The 15,479-nt window shown below is 63.9% G+C and carries 12 protein-coding genes; 3 read left to right on the top strand and 9 right to left on the bottom strand.

Annotated features, from left to right (window positions below):
• Nucleotides 1-131: 131 nt before the first annotated feature.
• The 7 genes from PSV26_RS15100 to PSV26_RS15070 all read right to left on the bottom strand — a co-directional run bounded on the left by PSV26_RS15100 (nucleotide 132) and on the right by PSV26_RS15070 (nucleotide 10,721).
• Nucleotides 132-3,086: a nitrate reductase gene (locus PSV26_RS15100; RefSeq protein ID WP_300571883.1), complete on the bottom strand. Its 2,955-nt coding sequence runs from the start codon at nucleotides 3,084-3,086 to the stop codon at nucleotides 132-134.
• Between the two features lie 15 nt (nucleotides 3,087-3,101).
• The gene (gene nirD, locus PSV26_RS15095) at nucleotides 3,102-3,497 is read right to left on the bottom strand and encodes a nitrite reductase small subunit NirD (RefSeq protein ID WP_300571881.1); all 396 of its coding nucleotides are present in this window, start codon (nucleotides 3,495-3,497) and stop codon (nucleotides 3,102-3,104) included.
• A 2-nt stretch (nucleotides 3,498-3,499) separates the two neighbouring features.
• Nucleotides 3,500-5,947 (bottom strand): nitrite reductase large subunit NirB, encoded by a 2,448-nt coding sequence (nirB, locus tag PSV26_RS15090; RefSeq protein ID WP_300571879.1) that lies wholly within the window; start codon nucleotides 5,945-5,947, stop codon nucleotides 3,500-3,502.
• A gap of 411 nt (nucleotides 5,948-6,358) precedes the next feature.
• Nucleotides 6,359-7,474 carry a response regulator gene (locus tag PSV26_RS15085; protein ID WP_300518379.1) on the bottom strand — a complete coding sequence of 372 codons (1,116 nt, stop codon included), beginning with the start codon at nucleotides 7,472-7,474 and terminating at the stop codon, nucleotides 6,359-6,361.
• An 86-nt stretch (nucleotides 7,475-7,560) separates the two neighbouring features.
• Nucleotides 7,561-8,373, bottom strand: coding sequence for an ABC transporter ATP-binding protein (locus PSV26_RS15080; RefSeq protein ID WP_300518382.1), 813 nt, complete (start codon nucleotides 8,371-8,373; stop codon nucleotides 7,561-7,563).
• Nucleotides 8,370-9,335: a nitrate ABC transporter permease gene (gene ntrB, locus PSV26_RS15075; protein WP_300571878.1), complete on the bottom strand. Its 966-nt coding sequence runs from the start codon at nucleotides 9,333-9,335 to the stop codon at nucleotides 8,370-8,372. The genes PSV26_RS15080 and ntrB overlap by 4 nt, the downstream gene beginning before the upstream one ends.
• Before the next feature lie 132 nt (nucleotides 9,336-9,467).
• Complete coding sequence (locus PSV26_RS15070; RefSeq protein WP_300518388.1) at nucleotides 9,468-10,721, bottom strand: ABC transporter substrate-binding protein; 1,254 nt, start codon at nucleotides 10,719-10,721, stop codon at nucleotides 9,468-9,470.
• 14 nt (nucleotides 10,722-10,735) lie between these two features.
• On the opposite strand from PSV26_RS15070, the gene PSV26_RS15065 reads away from it, so the two are divergent.
• Complete coding sequence (locus tag PSV26_RS15065; RefSeq protein ID WP_300571876.1) at nucleotides 10,736-10,897, top strand: hypothetical protein; 162 nt, start codon at nucleotides 10,736-10,738, stop codon at nucleotides 10,895-10,897.
• 214 nt (nucleotides 10,898-11,111) lie between these two features.
• Here the strand turns inward: PSV26_RS15065 and PSV26_RS15060 are convergent, their stop codons facing one another.
• Nucleotides 11,112-12,356, bottom strand: a complete 1,245-nt coding sequence (locus tag PSV26_RS15060) for a nitrate regulatory protein (protein ID WP_300518394.1) — start codon at nucleotides 12,354-12,356, stop codon at nucleotides 11,112-11,114.
• A gap of 110 nt (nucleotides 12,357-12,466) precedes the next feature.
• Here PSV26_RS15060 and tsaD point away from each other — a divergent pair, with 110 nt between their 5' ends.
• Nucleotides 12,467-13,504 carry a tRNA (adenosine(37)-N6)-threonylcarbamoyltransferase complex transferase subunit TsaD gene (tsaD, locus tag PSV26_RS15055; RefSeq protein ID WP_300571874.1) on the top strand — a complete coding sequence of 346 codons (1,038 nt, stop codon included), beginning with the start codon at nucleotides 12,467-12,469 and terminating at the stop codon, nucleotides 13,502-13,504.
• A 128-nt stretch (nucleotides 13,505-13,632) separates the two neighbouring features.
• Here the strand turns inward: tsaD and PSV26_RS15050 are convergent, their stop codons facing one another.
• The gene (locus tag PSV26_RS15050; protein WP_300571872.1) at nucleotides 13,633-14,034 is read right to left on the bottom strand and encodes an Hsp20/alpha crystallin family protein; all 402 of its coding nucleotides are present in this window, start codon (nucleotides 14,032-14,034) and stop codon (nucleotides 13,633-13,635) included.
• A gap of 118 nt (nucleotides 14,035-14,152) precedes the next feature.
• Between PSV26_RS15050 and PSV26_RS15045 the strand changes: the two genes are divergently transcribed.
• On the top strand, nucleotides 14,153-15,445 hold the full coding sequence (locus PSV26_RS15045; RefSeq protein WP_300518402.1) for a branched-chain amino acid ABC transporter substrate-binding protein: 1,293 nt from the start codon (nucleotides 14,153-14,155) through the stop codon (nucleotides 15,443-15,445).
• Nucleotides 15,446-15,479 lie beyond the last annotated feature (34 nt).

Below are 15,479 nucleotides of genomic sequence, written 5' to 3'. Positions count from 1 at the left end.
TATTGAGCGTTTCAAAACTTGGGACAGTCGGAACGCTCAATCCCTCACCCCGACCCTCTCCCGGAGGGCGAGGGTGAGAGCGGTCCAATTCACTGTCGTGCATTTGGAAAAGATCAATACGCCGGCGTCTTTCAGGCGAGTACCTTGATCGGAATCACGGTGCGGCCACCGTGGGCCGCCGTGGGCCGGGTTTCAGCGGCGGTCCGGATGATGCGCCTGATCTCTGGCACGCAGGAGCCGCAGTTGGTGCCGCATTTGAGCCTGTCCTGCAGCATCACCAGGCGGTCTTGGTCGCTGGCCAGGTAACCCGCGCCACCGACCGCGTGGGTGATCTCTGTCAGGCAAGCGCCGATCTCGGCATCGGTGACGCTGAAACAGGTGCACACCGGTTTGCCGCGCGACGGCAGGGCCACCGGGGCCTTGGCACCGGGCAGCAGCAGCAACCGGCCGTAACTTTGCGCCGGCAGTTCGTCCTGCAGCAGGGTTTTGATCCAGGACTGCGCACTGACATCACCTGCCAGCACAAAACCGGCGAGGTCGGCTTCGTCGGGGTGCTTGTCCTTGCGCACCAGCCGCGCCGTGCGGTGCTGGCCTTTCTTCCTGTCCACGTAACGCAGGGCGTCCGTGCCATCCAGACCCAGAATGGACTCGATTTTTTCCAGCATGCCTTCGGGGGGCGCCTCAAAACCGGCAGCGCGGAACAACACGCCGGTGCGCTGCCGGCCTGCTTCGCCCAGCGGCACCTCGTTCGCAAAAGGCACGCAGCTGCTGAAGGCAAAGGCTGCCATCAAGGGCCTGAGTTGCTCGCGCGCCGCAAGGGCTTGGCCCTCGGGCAGCCAGGCCATGGCCAGCAGCGACCAGGGCAGTTCGGCCTTGAGGATCTTCACGGCCGCGTGTTTGAGCTCGGGCTGTTTCGAGCTGGGGCAATAGGCTGATGTGGTCAGCGCGTTCACGCCGGCGAGCCGCTCGCCGGTACTCGACAGGCCGCTGAGGTATTCGCTGCCCCAGTGCATCGCCATGAAGGCCTGGCTGACGGCCACTTCGGGCGAGGCCTGCAGCGGCACCACGATGGAGCCGCGTTTGGAGGTGACTTGCACCAGGTCACCATCCTTCAGGAGGCGCCGCGCCATGTCCTGCGCATTCATCTGGAGGGACGGTTCGGCGACGTGGCCAAACAGCCGGCCCAGCGTGCCGGTGCGGCTCATGCCGTGCCACTGGTCGCGCAGGCGGCCGGTGGTCAGCGAGAAGGGGTAACGCGATTCGCGCGGCTCAGCCACCGGCTTGTAGACGGTGTTGACGAAACGTGCCTTGCCGTCTTCGGTCGGGAAGATGCCATCTTCGTAGAGCCGCACTTTGCCGGTGCTTTCACCTACTTTTAATGGCCATTGCTGCGGCGCGGCCTCCAGCATCGCGTAACTCATGCCGGTGATGTCGAGGTCGCGGCCGCGTGTGGATTCGCGGTGTTCGTTCCAGATGCTTTCGACCGCGGCAGTCTCGTCGTCGACAGACCAGGGAAACAGCGTGCTGATTTTCTGTACCGGCAATAATTTTTCCAGCCGGTGGGCGAAGGCCACGGCGATGGCCCAGTCGTGGCGCGCCTCGCCGGGTGCGGCCACGGCCGGGCGCACGCGGCTGATGCGGCGTTCGCTGTTGGTCACGGTGCCGGTTTTTTCGCCCCAGGTGGTGGCCGGCAGCAGCAGGTCGGCGTAATCGCAGGTGGCCGGTGTGGCAAACGCTTCCTGCACCACCACCAGTTCGGCACGCTGCAGCGCACGGCGCACGGTGGCCTGGTCCGGCATGGACTGTGCCGGGTTGGTGCAGGCAATCCACAAGGCCTTGATCTCGCCGTCGGCCGCCGCCTGGAACATTTCCACGGCGGTCTTGCCGGGTTTTTCGGGCACCGCGGGAATGCCCCACAAGGCGGCGACCTCGGCGCGGTGTTGCGGGTTGGCCAGGTCGCGGTGCGCACTCAGCAGGTTCGCTAGGCCGCCGACCTCGCGCCCGCCCATGGCATTGGGCTGGCCGGTCAGCGAAAAGGGTCCGGCACCGGGTTTGCCGATCTGCGCGGTGGCCAGGTGCAGGTTGATGAGCGCCGCATTTTTGGCGGTACCACTGCTCGACTGGTTCAGGCCCTGGCAGTAAAGGCTCAGGGTCGCGGCCGATGTCGCGAAAAGTTTCGCGGCGGTGAACAAATCGTCTTTGGTGATGCCGCAGGTCTGCGACACCAGGTCGGGTGTGTAGTCGCGCACCGTGGTTTTCAGCGCCTCGAAGCCGTTGGTGTGTGCGGCGATGTAAGCGGCCTGCGTCCAGCCTTCCCACAGCATGATGTGCAGCATGCCGTTGAACAGCGCCACATCGGTGCCTGGCTGCACCGGCAGGTAGAGGTCGGCGGTGCCCGCGGTGTCGGTGCGGCGCGGGTCGCAGAAGATGATTTTCATCGCCGGATTCGCGGCTTTGGCGTCCTCGATACGCCTGAACAAAATGGGGTGGGCGTACGCCGTATTGCTGCCGACGATGAAGATGCACTGCGCATGATTGACGTCGTCGTAACAGCTGGGCGGTGCATCCGCACCCAGGGTCTGCTTGTAGCCCGCCACCGCGCTGCTCATGCACAGGCGCGAGTTGGTGTCGACGTTGTTGGTGCCGATCAGGCCCTTGGCGAGCTTGTTGAAGACGTAGTAATCCTCGGTCAGCAGCTGGCCGGAGATGTAGAAACCGACCGCGTCCGGTCCGTGTTCGCGGATGATGCGGGTGAAACCTTCGCTGGCCGCATCGAGTGCGCTGTCCCAGCTGATGCGCTGCGGTACGCCGCCGCGCTGCGCGCGTTGCATCGGGTGCAGCAAGCGGGTCTGGCGAGTGACGGCGTGGGACGCGGTCAAGTGCAGCGTCGAGCCTTTGGTGCACAGCCGCCCGAAATTGGCCGGATGGTCGGGGTCGCCTCGCAGCCCGGTGATCTCGTCGCCCGCTGACTCGATGATCACCCCACATCCCACCCCACAGTAGGGGCAGGTGGATCTGGTTTGCTTGACTCCCTCTCCCCCCGGGAGAGGGCCGGGGTGAGGGCTCCCTGTTCCGCCCGTGCTCATACAGCTGCCCTCACCCTAACCCTCTTCCAGAGGGAGAGGGGACAGGACCCGAGGTCCGGCGCGCGGCGGCGCCAGGTCCAGCGCCAGCGTGGCGAGTTCGACCGGGTCCAGCAGCACCTGGCCGCCTTCCACCCTGCATGAAAATTTGGGTGTGCAGCCTTCGTCCGCGCCCTGGGCGCAGCCGTCGGCCAGGCCGATCGTCCAGTTGTGCAGCGGGCAGGCCACGCTGGTACCGAACACGATGCCCTGGCTCAGCGGGCCCCCCTTGTGCGGACAGCGGTCCAGCAGCGCAAACACCTGGTCCTCGGTATTGCGGAACACCGCGACGTCGATGCCGCGCTCCCGCGCCACCCGGCGCGAGCCCAGCACGGGAATGTCCTCAACACGGCAAATCACGGTCCATTCGTTCATCTTCATGCCTCCTGCCCAGCACTTTCCAGTTTGACAAACTGCCGCGCATCGACAGATGCCTTGTCGAGCTCGAACCAGGGATCGGGTTCGCCGTCGAGGGCAAATTGCAGTTGCTCCCACAGTGCCTTGCGGCCCTCGTGGTCCTCAAGAATTTTTTTCTTCACGTAGTCCAGGCCGACGCGGTTGACGTAGTGCACCGTGCGCTCCAGGTACCAGCCCTCCTGGCGGTAGAGCTCGCAGAAGGCACCGGTGTACTCGAGCACCTCGGCGGCAGTCTTGAGCTTGGTGAAGAAGTGCGCCACCTCGGTCTTGATGCCGCCGTTGCCGGCGATGTACATCTCCCAGCCGGAATCGACGCCGATGATGCCGACGTCCTTGATGCCCGACTCGGCGCAGTTGCGCGGACAGCCCGACACCGCGAACTTGACCTTGTGCGGCGCGTACATGCGCCACATGGCGCGCTCCAGGTCCTTGCCCATCTGTGTGCTGTCCTGCGTGCCCATGCGGCACCACTCGCTGCCGACGCAGGTTTTCACCGTGCGCAGCGCCTTGGCATAGGCGTGGCCCGAGGGCATGCCGATATCCTTCCAGACGTTCTGCAAATCCTCTTTCTTCACGCCCAGCAGGTCGATGCGCTGGCCGCCGGTGACCTTGACGGTCGGGATCTTGTACTTGTCCACCGCATCGGCGATGCGGCGCAGCTCGCTGGCCGTGGTCTCGCCGCCCCACATGCGCGGAATCACGCTGTAGGTGCCGTCCTTCTGGATGTTGGCGTGGCTGCGTTCGTTGATGTAGCGGCTTTGCGGATCGTCCTTCGCCTGCTTGGGCCAGGTGCTGGTCAGGTAGTAGTTGACGGCCGGGCGGCAGGACGCGCAGCCGTTCGGAGTGCGCCATTCCATGAACTGGTAGACCTCCGCAATGCCCAGGAGTTTGTTGGCGCGGATCGCGTCGCGCACCGCCTGATGGCCGTGGTCCGTACACCCGCACATGGCCTTGAGTTTGGGCGTGGCGGAGTAGTCGCCGCCGGCGGTGGCCATCAGGATCTGCTCGACCAGGCCGGTGCAGGAGCCGCAGGAGGCGCTGGCCTTGGTGTGTTTGCGCACCTCGTCCAGTGTGAACAGGCCTTTTTCCTTGATGGCCTTGCAGATGGTGCCCTTGGTCACGCCGTTGCAGCCGCAGACTTCGGCCTCCATGGGCATGGCAGCCGCCTTGCTGTGGCCCTCGTGGCCGGCGTCGCCGATGTTGGACTCGCCGAACATGAGTTTGTCGCGGATGTCGCCGACACTGCGGCCGTCGCGCAGCAGCTTGAAGTAATACGAGCCGTCCACGGTGTCGCCGTAGAGGCAGGCGCCGATCAGCTTGTCGTCCTTGATGACCAGCTTCTTGTAGACGCCGCCGAAAGGGTCGCTCATGACGATTTCTTCCGTCCCTTCGCCGCCCATGAATTCGCCGGCGGAAAACAGGTCGATGCCGGTGACCTTGAGTTTGGTGGATGTCAGCGAGCCGGTGTAGCGGCCGATGCCGAACTGCGCCAGGTGGTTGGCCGCGACCTTGGCCTGCTCGAACAGCGGCGCGACCAGGCCGTAGGCAATGCCGCGGTGAGCGGCGCATTCGCCCACGCTGTAGATGCGGGCGTCGGTCACCGTCTGCATGGTGTCGTTGACCACGATGCCCTTGTTGCAGTGCAGGCGCATGGTTTCGGCCAGCTGCGTGTTCGGGCGTATGCCGACCGCCATGACCACCAGGTCAGTGGCCACTTCCGTGCCGTCCTTGAACCTGATGGCGGTGACGCGGCCGTCCGGTCCCCCCACCAGCTCCTGCGTCTGCGCACCCATCAGGAAGGTCAGCCCGCGCTCTTCCAGCGACTTCTGCAGCAGCTTGCCGGCCACGCTGTCGAGCTGGCGCTCCATCAGTGTCGGCATCACATGCACCACGCTGACGTCCATGCCGCGCAGCATCAGCCCGTTGGCGGCCTCCAGGCCGAGCAGGCCGCCGCCGATGACCACGGCCTTTTTGTACTTTGTTGCCGCGTCAATCATCGCGTTGGTGTCGGCGATGTCGCGGTAGGCGATGACGCCCTGCAGGTCCTTGCCGGGCACGGGCAGCATGAAGGGGTAGGAGCCGGTGCACATCAGCAGGCGGTCGTATTCCTCCTCGGTGCCGTCATCGGCACGCACCACGCGCCGGATGCGGTCGACTTCCACGACTTTTTTGCCGGCGTGCAGGGTGATGTGGTTGTCCTTGTACCAGTCCCAGCTGTTGAGCACGATCTCGTCCAGCGTCTGCTCGCCGGCCAGCACGGGGGACAGCAGGATGCGGTTGTAGTTGGGGTGCGGCTCGGCGCCGAACACCGTGATGTCGTACAGATCGGGCGCGACCTTGAGCAGTTCCTCGAGCGTGCGTACACCCGCCATGCCGTTGCCGACCATGACCAGTCTTGATTTTTTCATCGTGCCACTCCGGTGGGGGCCGGTGCCGTCGGCGCTAGCGCCAAAGCCATGCCGGCCTGCGAAAAATGAGGGGTGAAAACCATGATGCTCTCTCCTGCAGAACAGGGACCCGGCTGTGGCCGGTATGAGGGACACCAATACGCACGTCGTTATGCGCAGAACCCGCAGTGTGCTGGCCACGGGTGGACGCGTCGTTGCGCCCGTGAAGACTTACGCAAAAGTTGTGCCACACGACAGTGTTGCTGCAGCTCGCGGGCTGCGGCCCTGGTGCGTGCAGACAGGGTAAGGCCGGATGTGGTGCCCCGGCGTTTGGGGTCTGGGAGCCGGGTATCTGCACCAAAGGCGGGCGCGGACAGGGCACGTCATGGTGCAGGGGGTGACCCTGCGCCGCAAGGCAAGCCGGAAGAAACCTTAAGGCGCGATGCCCAGCACCTCGGTGCCGTCCACCGCGCCGCTGCGGCCCGGCAGGGAAAAACGCTTGCGCCGTCCTGTCTTCACCGCACCGGCAACCTCGCGCAGCAAGTTGGCGCTCGCCGCAATCTTCCAGCCGGCCAGGGTGGCCTGCTTCTGCAGCTGCAGGGTGGTGCTGACGCTGTCGCCCACCGGGAGAACCTGCGCGCTGCCCCACAGTGGATCTTCCAGCTTGGCCAATGTCACGGCGCCGCTGTTCAGGCCCACACAGATTTCAAATCGCGGCAGCGAGCGCCCCGGAAAATGGCTGAGCAGAAAAGCCTGCACCCGCTGGGCGGCGTCGATCAAACCCAGTGCCGCCCGGGTGGCGCGCAGGCCGTGGTTCACGGTGTCGGTATCCGTGCTGCCGACGAACACGGCCAGCAGTCCTTCGCCGACAAACTGCATGTGGAAGACGCCGAAAAGATAAAGCGTGTCACCCGCGTTCTTGTAGAACTCGCGCACGACCTCGCTGAGTTCCGTGCTGGAGAGTTTTTCAGCCAGCGCCGGGAAATTGACCACGTCGACAAAGAGAACGCTCGCGCTGGAAAACCGCTGGTCCTCGATCAGCGTCTCTGCCGAGGGCCATTTGTCGGCAAGCTCGGCGAGCATTTTTTTTTCGTAGAGGCGGCCCAGCTTTTTTTCCTGTTCCCTCAGTGCCTGCCCGATCGCTGCGTCGACCGCCTGCTCCTGGACGGTCTGGCGCATCAGCTGCCTGTTGAGCTGGGTGGCGGTCGCTTCCAGCAGTTCCTCGAAAACCAGGGGTTTGGTCAGGTAGTCGTCAGCGCCGCTGGTCATGCCGGTGCGGACATGCGCACGTTCCTGCAGCGAGGTCAGCAAAATCACCGGCGTGGCCTGAATGGCGGGGTCGGCGCGCAGCGCCTGCAGCATCGCAAACCCGTCCATCACGGGCATGTTGACATCGCTGATGACCAGGTCCGGCGCGTTGCCCCGCACCAGAGCCAGTCCGGCGGAGCCGTTATCCGCTTCGGCGACCTCATAACCCTCAAAGCGCAGGGCGGCAGCAATCAGGGTACGGATCGCCTCGTCGTCGTCGATCACCACAATCAGGGCCATCTGTCGGTCATTCCATTGAAAAAAAACTCAATGTCATGAAGCTTAACAGCGCCGCCGGGGCGCGGTTCCCCGCTTGCGGGGTCCCGTCAGGCGGCTTTTTCGACGTGCCCCTGGCGGGTGTAGAGGAAATCGATCACCGCCTTGCGGTAGTGCAGGTACTCGGAGCTTTCGGCCAGGGCCACCCGATCACGGGGGCGCGGCAGCTTGACATCCAGCACTTCACCGATGGTGGCCGACGGGCCGTTGGTCATCATCACGATACGGTCCGACAGGAGCACCGCCTCGTCCACGTCGTGCGTGACCATGACCACGGTGCTCTGCGTATTGGTGACAATTTGCAGCAGCTCGTCCTGCAGCTTGGCACGGGTCAGGGCGTCGAGGGCGCCAAAAGGTTCGTCCAGCAGCAGCACCTTGGGCTCCATGCAGAGCGCGCGGGCAATGCCGACGCGTTGCTTCATGCCGCCCGAAATTTCGCCGGGGCGCTTTTGCGCTGCAGCGGTCAGGCCCACCATGGCCAGCGCCGCGTCGGTGCGCGCCTTGAGTTGCGCCTTGTTCTCTTTGGCGGCAAACACCCGCTCCACCGCGAGATAGACGTTCTCGAAACAGGTCAACCAGGGCAGCAGCGAGTGGTTCTGGAACACCACGGCGCGTTCGGGGCCCGGGCCGGAGATTTCCCGGTTCGCGCACAGCAGCGTGCCTTGTGTGGGTGTGGTCAGGCCGGCCACAAGGTTGAGCAGCGTGGACTTGCCGCAGCCCGAGTGGCCGATCAGCGCGACGAACTCGCCCCTGGCGACCGTGAGGTTGATGTTCTGCAATGCGCAGAACGGGCCTTTTTTGGTCTTGAAGCTCTGCTCGACGTTCTGGATCTCGATGTATTTGGTGGTCAGTGAGTCGTTCATGATTTGACCTCTTCGAATGTAAAAGCCGTGGCGATCCTGATCAGCGCGAACTCCAGCACAAGGCCGACAATGCCGATCACAAAAATCGCGATGATGATGTTCTTGACGTTGAGGTTGTTCCACTCGTCCCAGACCCAGAAGCCGATGCCGACGCCACCGGTCAGCATCTCTGCCGCGACAATGACCAGCCAGGCGGTGCCGACGGCCAGGCGCACCCCGGTCAGCATGTACGGGAGCACGGCGGGGAAAAGAATCTTCGTGACAATCTTCCATTCGCTGAGGTTGAGCACGCGCGCCACGTTCATGTAGTCCTGCGGCACGCGCTGCACGCCGACCGCCGTGTTGATGATCATGGGCCAGATCGAGCAGATGAAGATGGTCCAGATGGCGGCCGGATCGGCGCCCTTGAACACCAGCAGGCCGATCGGCAGCCAGGCCAGCGGCGACACCGGCCGCAACAGGCTGATCAAGGGGTTGAACATGCGGCTCAGGAAGGTGAAACGGCCGATCATGAACCCCACCGGAATGCCCACCACGGCTGCCAGTCCAAAGCCCATGGCCACGCGTTTGAGAGAGGACAGCACATTCCAGCCCACGCCCTGGTCGTTCGGCCCCTTGCTGTAAAACGGGTCCTTGAAGATCTCGATGGCCTGGATGAAGGTGTCTTTTGGTGACGGGATGCTCGCCCCCGTTCCCATGGACACCAGTTCCCAGACCAGGACCAGCAGGCCCAAGCCCAGCAGCGGCGGCAGGATGGTCAGCCAGAGAGCGGAGGCGTCCCGCGGCGGTTTTGCCGGCGCGGCGGCTGGTACAGTGATTTTCATGCTGTTTTTGGTTGTAGCGCCCGTGGGATGTGCGCCATCAGCTATCAAATGTGTAGCGTTCGGCTCTCTGGGTTTGTCGCCGCCGCGGGCTGCCGGCGCGGCAGCTTCAAGCGGGCTGTGAAATACGGCACTGACCATGGTGAACTCCTTGATGCGGCCTGATCAGGCCCGCTGCCTCAGCAGCGAATGGTGAATCGGGCTTGTGGGGTTTCGTTAGCGGAAAGCGTTCTCCGGGGCGTCGATCCCCACCAAGATGGGGCCCCTCGCCGCTCACGCTTTCACCTTGAAAGAGTCGGCGTATTTTTTTGGGTCCTTGCCGTCCCAGACCGTGCCGTCCATCAGCTTGCTGGTGCGCATCACGTCCTTGGGCACGCTGACCTTCATGGCGCCGGCGACTTCCTTGTAAAGATCGATCTGGTTGATCTGTTTGGCTGCCGCCAGGTAGTCCGGGTGCTCCTTGATCAGGCCCCAGCGCTTGTGCTGCGTCAGGAACCACATGCCGTCGGACAGGTAAGGGAAATTGACCGCACCATCGTCGAAGAACTTCATGTGGTTGGGGTCGTCCCAGGTTTTCCCCATGCCGTTTTCATACCGGCCCAGGATGCGCTGGTTGATGGCGTCCACGCTGGTGTTGATATAGGACTTTTCAGCCACCGTATCGGCCATCTTCATCTTGTTCTGCAGGCTGGCGTCTATCCATTTGCTGGCTTCCAGAATCGCCATCATCACGGCCCTGCAGGTGTTGGGATTGGCCTTGACAAACTCCGCGCGTGTGCCGAGCACCTTCTCCGGATGATCTTTCCAGATGTCCTGCGTGGTGATGGCCGTCACGCCGATCTTGTCGATGATGGCGCGCTGGCCCCAGGGCTCGCCCACGCAGAAGCCGTCCATGTTGCCCACCCGCATGTTGGCCACCATCTGCGGCGGCGGCACCACGATGACCTTGGCATCGCTGACCGGGCTGATGCCGGATGCGGCCAGCCAGTAGTTGAGCCACATGGTGTGGGTGCTGGTGGGAAAGGTACCGGCGAATGTGTATTCACGCTTCTCCCTGGCCATGACCTTCGCAAGCGACGGGCCGTCAACCGCGCCTTTGTCGGCCAGCGCTTTTGACAGGGTGATGGCCTGGCCGTTGCGGTTCAGCCCCATCAGCACCGCCATGTCTTTCCTGGGGCCGCCAACGCCCACGTGGACGCCATAGATCAGTCCGTACAGCACGTGTGACATGTCGAGTTCACCGTTGACCAGCTTGTCGCGCACGCCGGCCCAGCTGGCTTCCTTGCTGGGGATGATCTTGACACCGTATTTCTTGTCGAATCCGAGCACGGAAGCCATGACCACGCTGGCGCAGTCGGTCAGCGGAATGAAGCCGATCTTGACCTCCTTCTTCTCGGGTGCATCGGAGCCGGCCGCCCAGGCGCCGGCGTTACCGATGCCGAAGGTGGCGGCGCCTCCCAGTGCACCGGCTTTGCGGATGAAGTCGCGGCGTGTCGGCTTGCCTGGAGCGGGGGAAGTTGGCGTCATGTGGAACTCCTTGAGTGAGAGAACAGAAGAACGGAAGAACGGAAGAACGGAAGAACAAAAATCAAAAGATCAAAAAATTTCAAAAGGCGGAAAACGAAAACGGCGCCCATTTCGGACCTGCACAAGCAAGCTGGAAATGGACGCCGTTGTCCGGGGAAGTCGTTGCAGACTTCTGAAACGGACCGCCGTTGGACCGTTGATGCGTGAACTAAAGCAGCAACCGTGCCAGGATGCTGCGGTGCAGCGCAAATACCAGTTTCTCCCCGTGAAGAAACCTGCGGGCGTGTGATACCTCAGCGGTTACGGCGACGTGTGCGGGCGCGCCATCATGGTGCGAACGTGCCGAGTCCGTACAAACGCGGTGCGCTGCAAGGCCCGGACGGGCCGGGATCAGGGCGTTCCGGCGGCCAGGTAGTCGGCCATGGCCAGAACAGCCTCGGCCACGTCGGTCAGCCGGCGGTTCTGGTTCATGGCGGTTTGCCTGAGCATCTTGTAGGCGTCTTCCTCGCTGAGCTTGCGGTGCGCCATCAGGAGGCCCTTGGCGCGTTCGATGAGCTTTCTTTCGTTGAGGGAGGCGCGGGCGGTCTCGAGTTCGTCGCTCATGGCCTGCAGCCGGCTGGCCTGTTCCTGGACCAGCTCGAGAATGGAGCGGTCCAGATGCGGCCCGTAGGACGTGGCTGCGGGACCAGCCGGGCCTGTTCCTGCGGGCAGGCTGCCGCCCTGCGCCGTGAGCGCGGCGAGAATCATCTGGTGATCACGCAGTTCGGCGCGGGCCTGCACGATCTTCTGCTCGCACAGCTGCAGCAGCTCGGCCGCCAACTGATCTTCGACGGTTTTCATCGCGTCGATGCGGTGGGTGCAGCAGTCAAACCAGGTCTGGCTCAGGTTGGGGTCGAGGGCGCCGGCTGCCACCGAGCAGGCGATGCGGCGCAGGCGTTCGAGGTCTGCCAGCGTGGCGGTGGCCTGGCTGGTCTGCCAGAGTTCGCGCAGGGCCGGGGTCGAAAAATCGCTGAACACCTGTACGCAACGCTCCTGCGACTGGATCAGGTGCAGCCATTGCTGCTGCCGCTGGCTGTCAGTCTGACCCGAAGCGAAGGTGGCCGCGCCGAAAGCCCGCTCCTGGCCGGCAAACTCCTTGCCCTGCATGAAGTTGAACATGGCCACCAGCAGACGCGAGATCTCGGGGTTGGTGGCGCTGTCGGCGGCCTCAAACACCACGGCCAACAGGCCGGCAATCAGCTTGACAAAAGCCGCAGTGACCCCGGACGCGGCCACGGCCTGCGCGCGGATGCGGGTCCTCAGGTCGGGCAGGGCGTCAAGTTCATGCAGGACAAAGGCAATGCGGCTGAACAGCCGTGCGCCGTTGTTCAGGTGGCCGGCATCGGTGTCCAGGTGGTCGAAGCTGGCCCGCAACTCGCTCTCGACCTGCTGGCAATCAAGCACCTGGCGGGGCAACTGCGCGGCGAACCGGGCGCCCTGCGAGCCCAGAAACACATTGGAGATGCCGCGTTCCTTCTGCAGTGCGTGGACCAGCCGGCCAATCACGTTGACGAGCGCGCTGGTGCGCGTGAGTTGCTCGAGGTCGTTGATTTCACAGCGCCTGGCAGCAATCAGAAAGCTCAATCCGGATTTCATCGTTTCAGTCAAGGGGAGGAGGGACATCATTGTCCAGCAACATTCATGCCTCGCACCGCTTCCGGCCCGTATCCGGGGCGGGCGGAACACGGCGCTTTACACTGGACGCCATGCTTGTACTGGGAATTGAATCGAGTTGTGACGAAACCGGCGTGGCGCTTGTGGACGCCTCAGGCCAGGGTGTGCCGGCCTTGCTGGCGCACGCGTTGCACAGCCAGATCGACATGCACCAGGCCTATGGCGGCGTGGTGCCCGAACTGGCCAGCCGCGACCACATCCGGCGCGTGCTCCCGCTGATCAGCGAGGTGCTGGGCCAGGCGCAGCGTTCGCTGGCCGACTTGGACGTGGTGGCCTACACGCGCGGCCCCGGCCTGGCGGGCGCGCTGCTGGTGGGTGCCGGCGTGGCCTGCTCGCTGGCAGCGGCGCTGGGCAAGCCGGTGATGGGCGTGCATCATCTCGAGGGGCATTTGCTCTCGCCCTTTTTGAGTTCTGATCCGCCCCAATTTTCCTTTGTGGCGCTGCTGGTATCGGGCGGGCACACCCAGCTGATGCGTGTCGACCGTGTGGGCAGCTACGAACTGCTGGGTGAAACCATCGACGACGCGGCCGGCGAGGCCTTTGACAAATCGGCCAAGTTGCTGGGCCTGCCATACCCCGGTGGGCCGCACCTGGCGAAGCTGGCGCAGGGGGGTAACGCCCAGGCCTTCAAGTTGCCGCGGCCGCTGCTGCACAGCGGCGACCTTGATTTTTCTTTTTCCGGCCTGAAAACCGCGGTGCTGACGCAGGCCAAAAAACTCGGCGACCTCATGGATGAGCAGGCCCGAGCCGACCTGGCGGCCTCGACGCAGGCGGCCATTGTGGAGGTGCTGGTCAAAAAATCGTTGAAAGCGCTGGAGCAGACCGGCCTGACCCGGCTGGTGGTGGCCGGCGGCGTGGGGGCCAATGCCTTGCTGCGTGAACAGCTCAATGCCGCCGGCGCGAAAAAGGGGATACGGGTGCATTACCCCGAAATGCATTTGTGCACCGACAACGGCGCCATGATCGCGCTGGCGGCCGGCATGCGGCTGCAGGCAGGGCTGGAAAGCCTGCAGCGCGGCTACACCTTTGACGTGAAGCCGCGCTGGGGTCTGGCCGAAATCACCGCCTGATTCTTGTTTGTCGCAAGGGCGGTGAGCAAACTGGGGCCCTGTTTTTCCGCCGGGCCGCCCCAAGGAAAAATGCGCCCCCTCGGGGGGGGCAGAGAGCTACACGCCGTGAGCGAGCGTGGGGGCCGGTTCTACTGGATCGTCAACTTGACCACGTTGCTGACCGGGACCTTTTTGCCCAGCGTCAGGGTCAACACGCCGTTTTCCAGTTTCGCGGTGCTGGCCGAGGCGTCGATTTCCACCGGAAAGCGGTAGGCCGCCTTGACCTTGCGCGCGGCGTCGGCCTTGCTGGCAATACGCACCACGTCGCCTTCGATACCGATGTCCAGCTGTTCCCTGGCCAGACCCGGAACGTCCAGTTGCAGTGAATAGGCCTTGTCACCGTCTTCCACCGACGCCGATTGGGCGGGACGGCTGTCGGACAGGGAGACCAGGGTGTCGTTCAGGAATTGGTCGAGTGCGCCATTGCTGACCAGCGAGGAGGCGGGGCGCTGCAGGCTGCGTGCAGGACGGCTGGCAAGTGAATAAAACATGAGGACTCCTTTGGGTTGGGCGGGGAAAATTTTCCCCTTACACTTCGCGGCTCCCAATCGTGAGCGCCGCATGCACAGCAGGTAAGCGTGCCAGGGCGTATTTCAAGGAAACTCCAGAATGTATTTTTTCAGTTATCGGATCTTGAAACGTGCCGTACTGGCCCTAGGCGCGGGCGCCTGCCTGTGGTCGGCCGGTGTGTCCGCACAGCAGCCCGTGGCGGCGCCCGCCCCGGTCCGCGTCGCGCTGATCGAGAGCCTGTCCGGGCCGTTTGCCAATACCGGCGAAGCCGTGTTCCGCAACCTGGTGTGGGCGGCCGAGCGTGTCAATGCACGCGGCGGCCTCAAGCTGCCCGGCGGCAATCGCCCGCTGGTTTTCGAGCGCTACGACAGCAAGGGTCAGAACGAGGAGGCCCTCTCGGCCCTGCGCTCTGCCCTGGACGACGGGATCACACTGGTGACCCAGGGCAATTCGTCGTCGACGGCCGCAGTGCTGATTGATGCGATCAACAAACACAATGAGCGCCAGCCGGCCCGGCGCGTGTTGTACCTGAATTATTCCGCAGTGGATCCGGTGCTGACCAATGAAAAATGCAGCTACTGGCACTTTCGCTTCGATGCCCACGCCGACATGCGCATGGCCGCGCTGATGGATGTGCTCAAGGACGACAAGGCGGTCAAGAGCATTTACCTGATTGGCCAGGACTACAGTTTCGGCCAGGCTGTGCTGCGTGAAGCTCGCAGGCAGTTGGGTGCCCAACGCCCCGATGTGCAGATCGTCGGTGACGAGTTGCACCCGATGGGCCGCGTCAAGGACTTTCTGCCCTACGCCGCCAAGATCAAGGCCAGCGGCGCACAGGCTGTGCTGACCGGCAACTGGGGGAACGACCTGACCCTGCTGGTCAAGGCCGCGAGGGAAGTGGGTTTTGAAGGCAGCTTCTACACGTTTTACGGCAATGCGCTGGGCGTGCCCGCCGCGCTGGGTGATGCCGGCGTCGGCAAGGTCATCGCCGTGGCCGACTGGTTTCCCAACGAGGCGGGTGCCGCGTCGGAGGCGTTTTACCAGTCGTTCCGCCAGCGTTTTCCGAAACCCCAGGACGACTATGTGCACATGCGCATGCAGCTGATGGTCGAGGCCCTGGCGCAGAGCATTGAAAAAGCCCGCACCGTGGAGTCCGGCGCGCTTGCCGCGCAGCTGGAAAAGGCGACAGTGCTGTTTGCCGGGCACAAAGGCGTGATGCGCGGCGCCGACCACCAGTTCCAGCAGCCGCTGCTGGTGGCCGTGATGGACAAGCAGGGTGCGCCCGGCGTGCGGTTCGACGTGGAGGGCTCTGGTTACGGCTTTCGCGTGATCAAGGTCATTGATGCGGCGCGCTCCAGCCAGCCGCATAACTGCAGGATGCAGCGGCCCTGAACCGCAGGCCGTCACCCATCCCGCCCACAACGCT

It is taken from the genome of Polaromonas sp. (assembly GCF_029945685.1).
GTDB lineage: Bacteria > Pseudomonadota > Gammaproteobacteria > Burkholderiales > Burkholderiaceae_C > Polaromonas.
This window is presented reverse-complemented; position numbering and strand designations above follow the sequence as displayed.

What these genes read in the sequence shown, in the direction of transcription:
- PSV26_RS15100 (WP_300571883.1), bottom strand. Translation starts at nt 3,086, where the DNA reads ATGAGCACGGGCGGAACAGGGAGCCCTCACCCCGGCCCTCTCCCGGGG.
- nirD (WP_300571881.1), bottom strand. Translation starts at nt 3,497, where the DNA reads ATGAACGAATGGACCGTGATTTGCCGTGTTGAGGACATTCCCGTGCTG.
- nirB (WP_300571879.1), bottom strand. Translation starts at nt 5,947, where the DNA reads ATGAAAAAATCAAGACTGGTCATGGTCGGCAACGGCATGGCGGGTGTA.
- PSV26_RS15085 (WP_300518379.1), bottom strand. Translation starts at nt 7,474, where the DNA reads ATGGCCCTGATTGTGGTGATCGACGACGACGAGGCGATCCGTACCCTG.
- PSV26_RS15080 (WP_300518382.1), bottom strand. Translation starts at nt 8,373, where the DNA reads ATGAACGACTCACTGACCACCAAATACATCGAGATCCAGAACGTCGAG.
- ntrB (WP_300571878.1), bottom strand. Translation starts at nt 9,335, where the DNA reads ATGGTCAGTGCCGTATTTCACAGCCCGCTTGAAGCTGCCGCGCCGGCA.
- PSV26_RS15070 (WP_300518388.1), bottom strand. Translation starts at nt 10,721, where the DNA reads ATGACGCCAACTTCCCCCGCTCCAGGCAAGCCGACACGCCGCGACTTC.
- PSV26_RS15060 (WP_300518394.1), bottom strand. Translation starts at nt 12,356, where the DNA reads ATGAAATCCGGATTGAGCTTTCTGATTGCTGCCAGGCGCTGTGAAATC.
- tsaD (WP_300571874.1), top strand. Translation starts at nt 12,467, where the DNA reads ATGCTTGTACTGGGAATTGAATCGAGTTGTGACGAAACCGGCGTGGCG.
- PSV26_RS15050 (WP_300571872.1), bottom strand. Translation starts at nt 14,034, where the DNA reads ATGTTTTATTCACTTGCCAGCCGTCCTGCACGCAGCCTGCAGCGCCCC.
- PSV26_RS15045 (WP_300518402.1), top strand. Translation starts at nt 14,153, where the DNA reads ATGTATTTTTTCAGTTATCGGATCTTGAAACGTGCCGTACTGGCCCTA.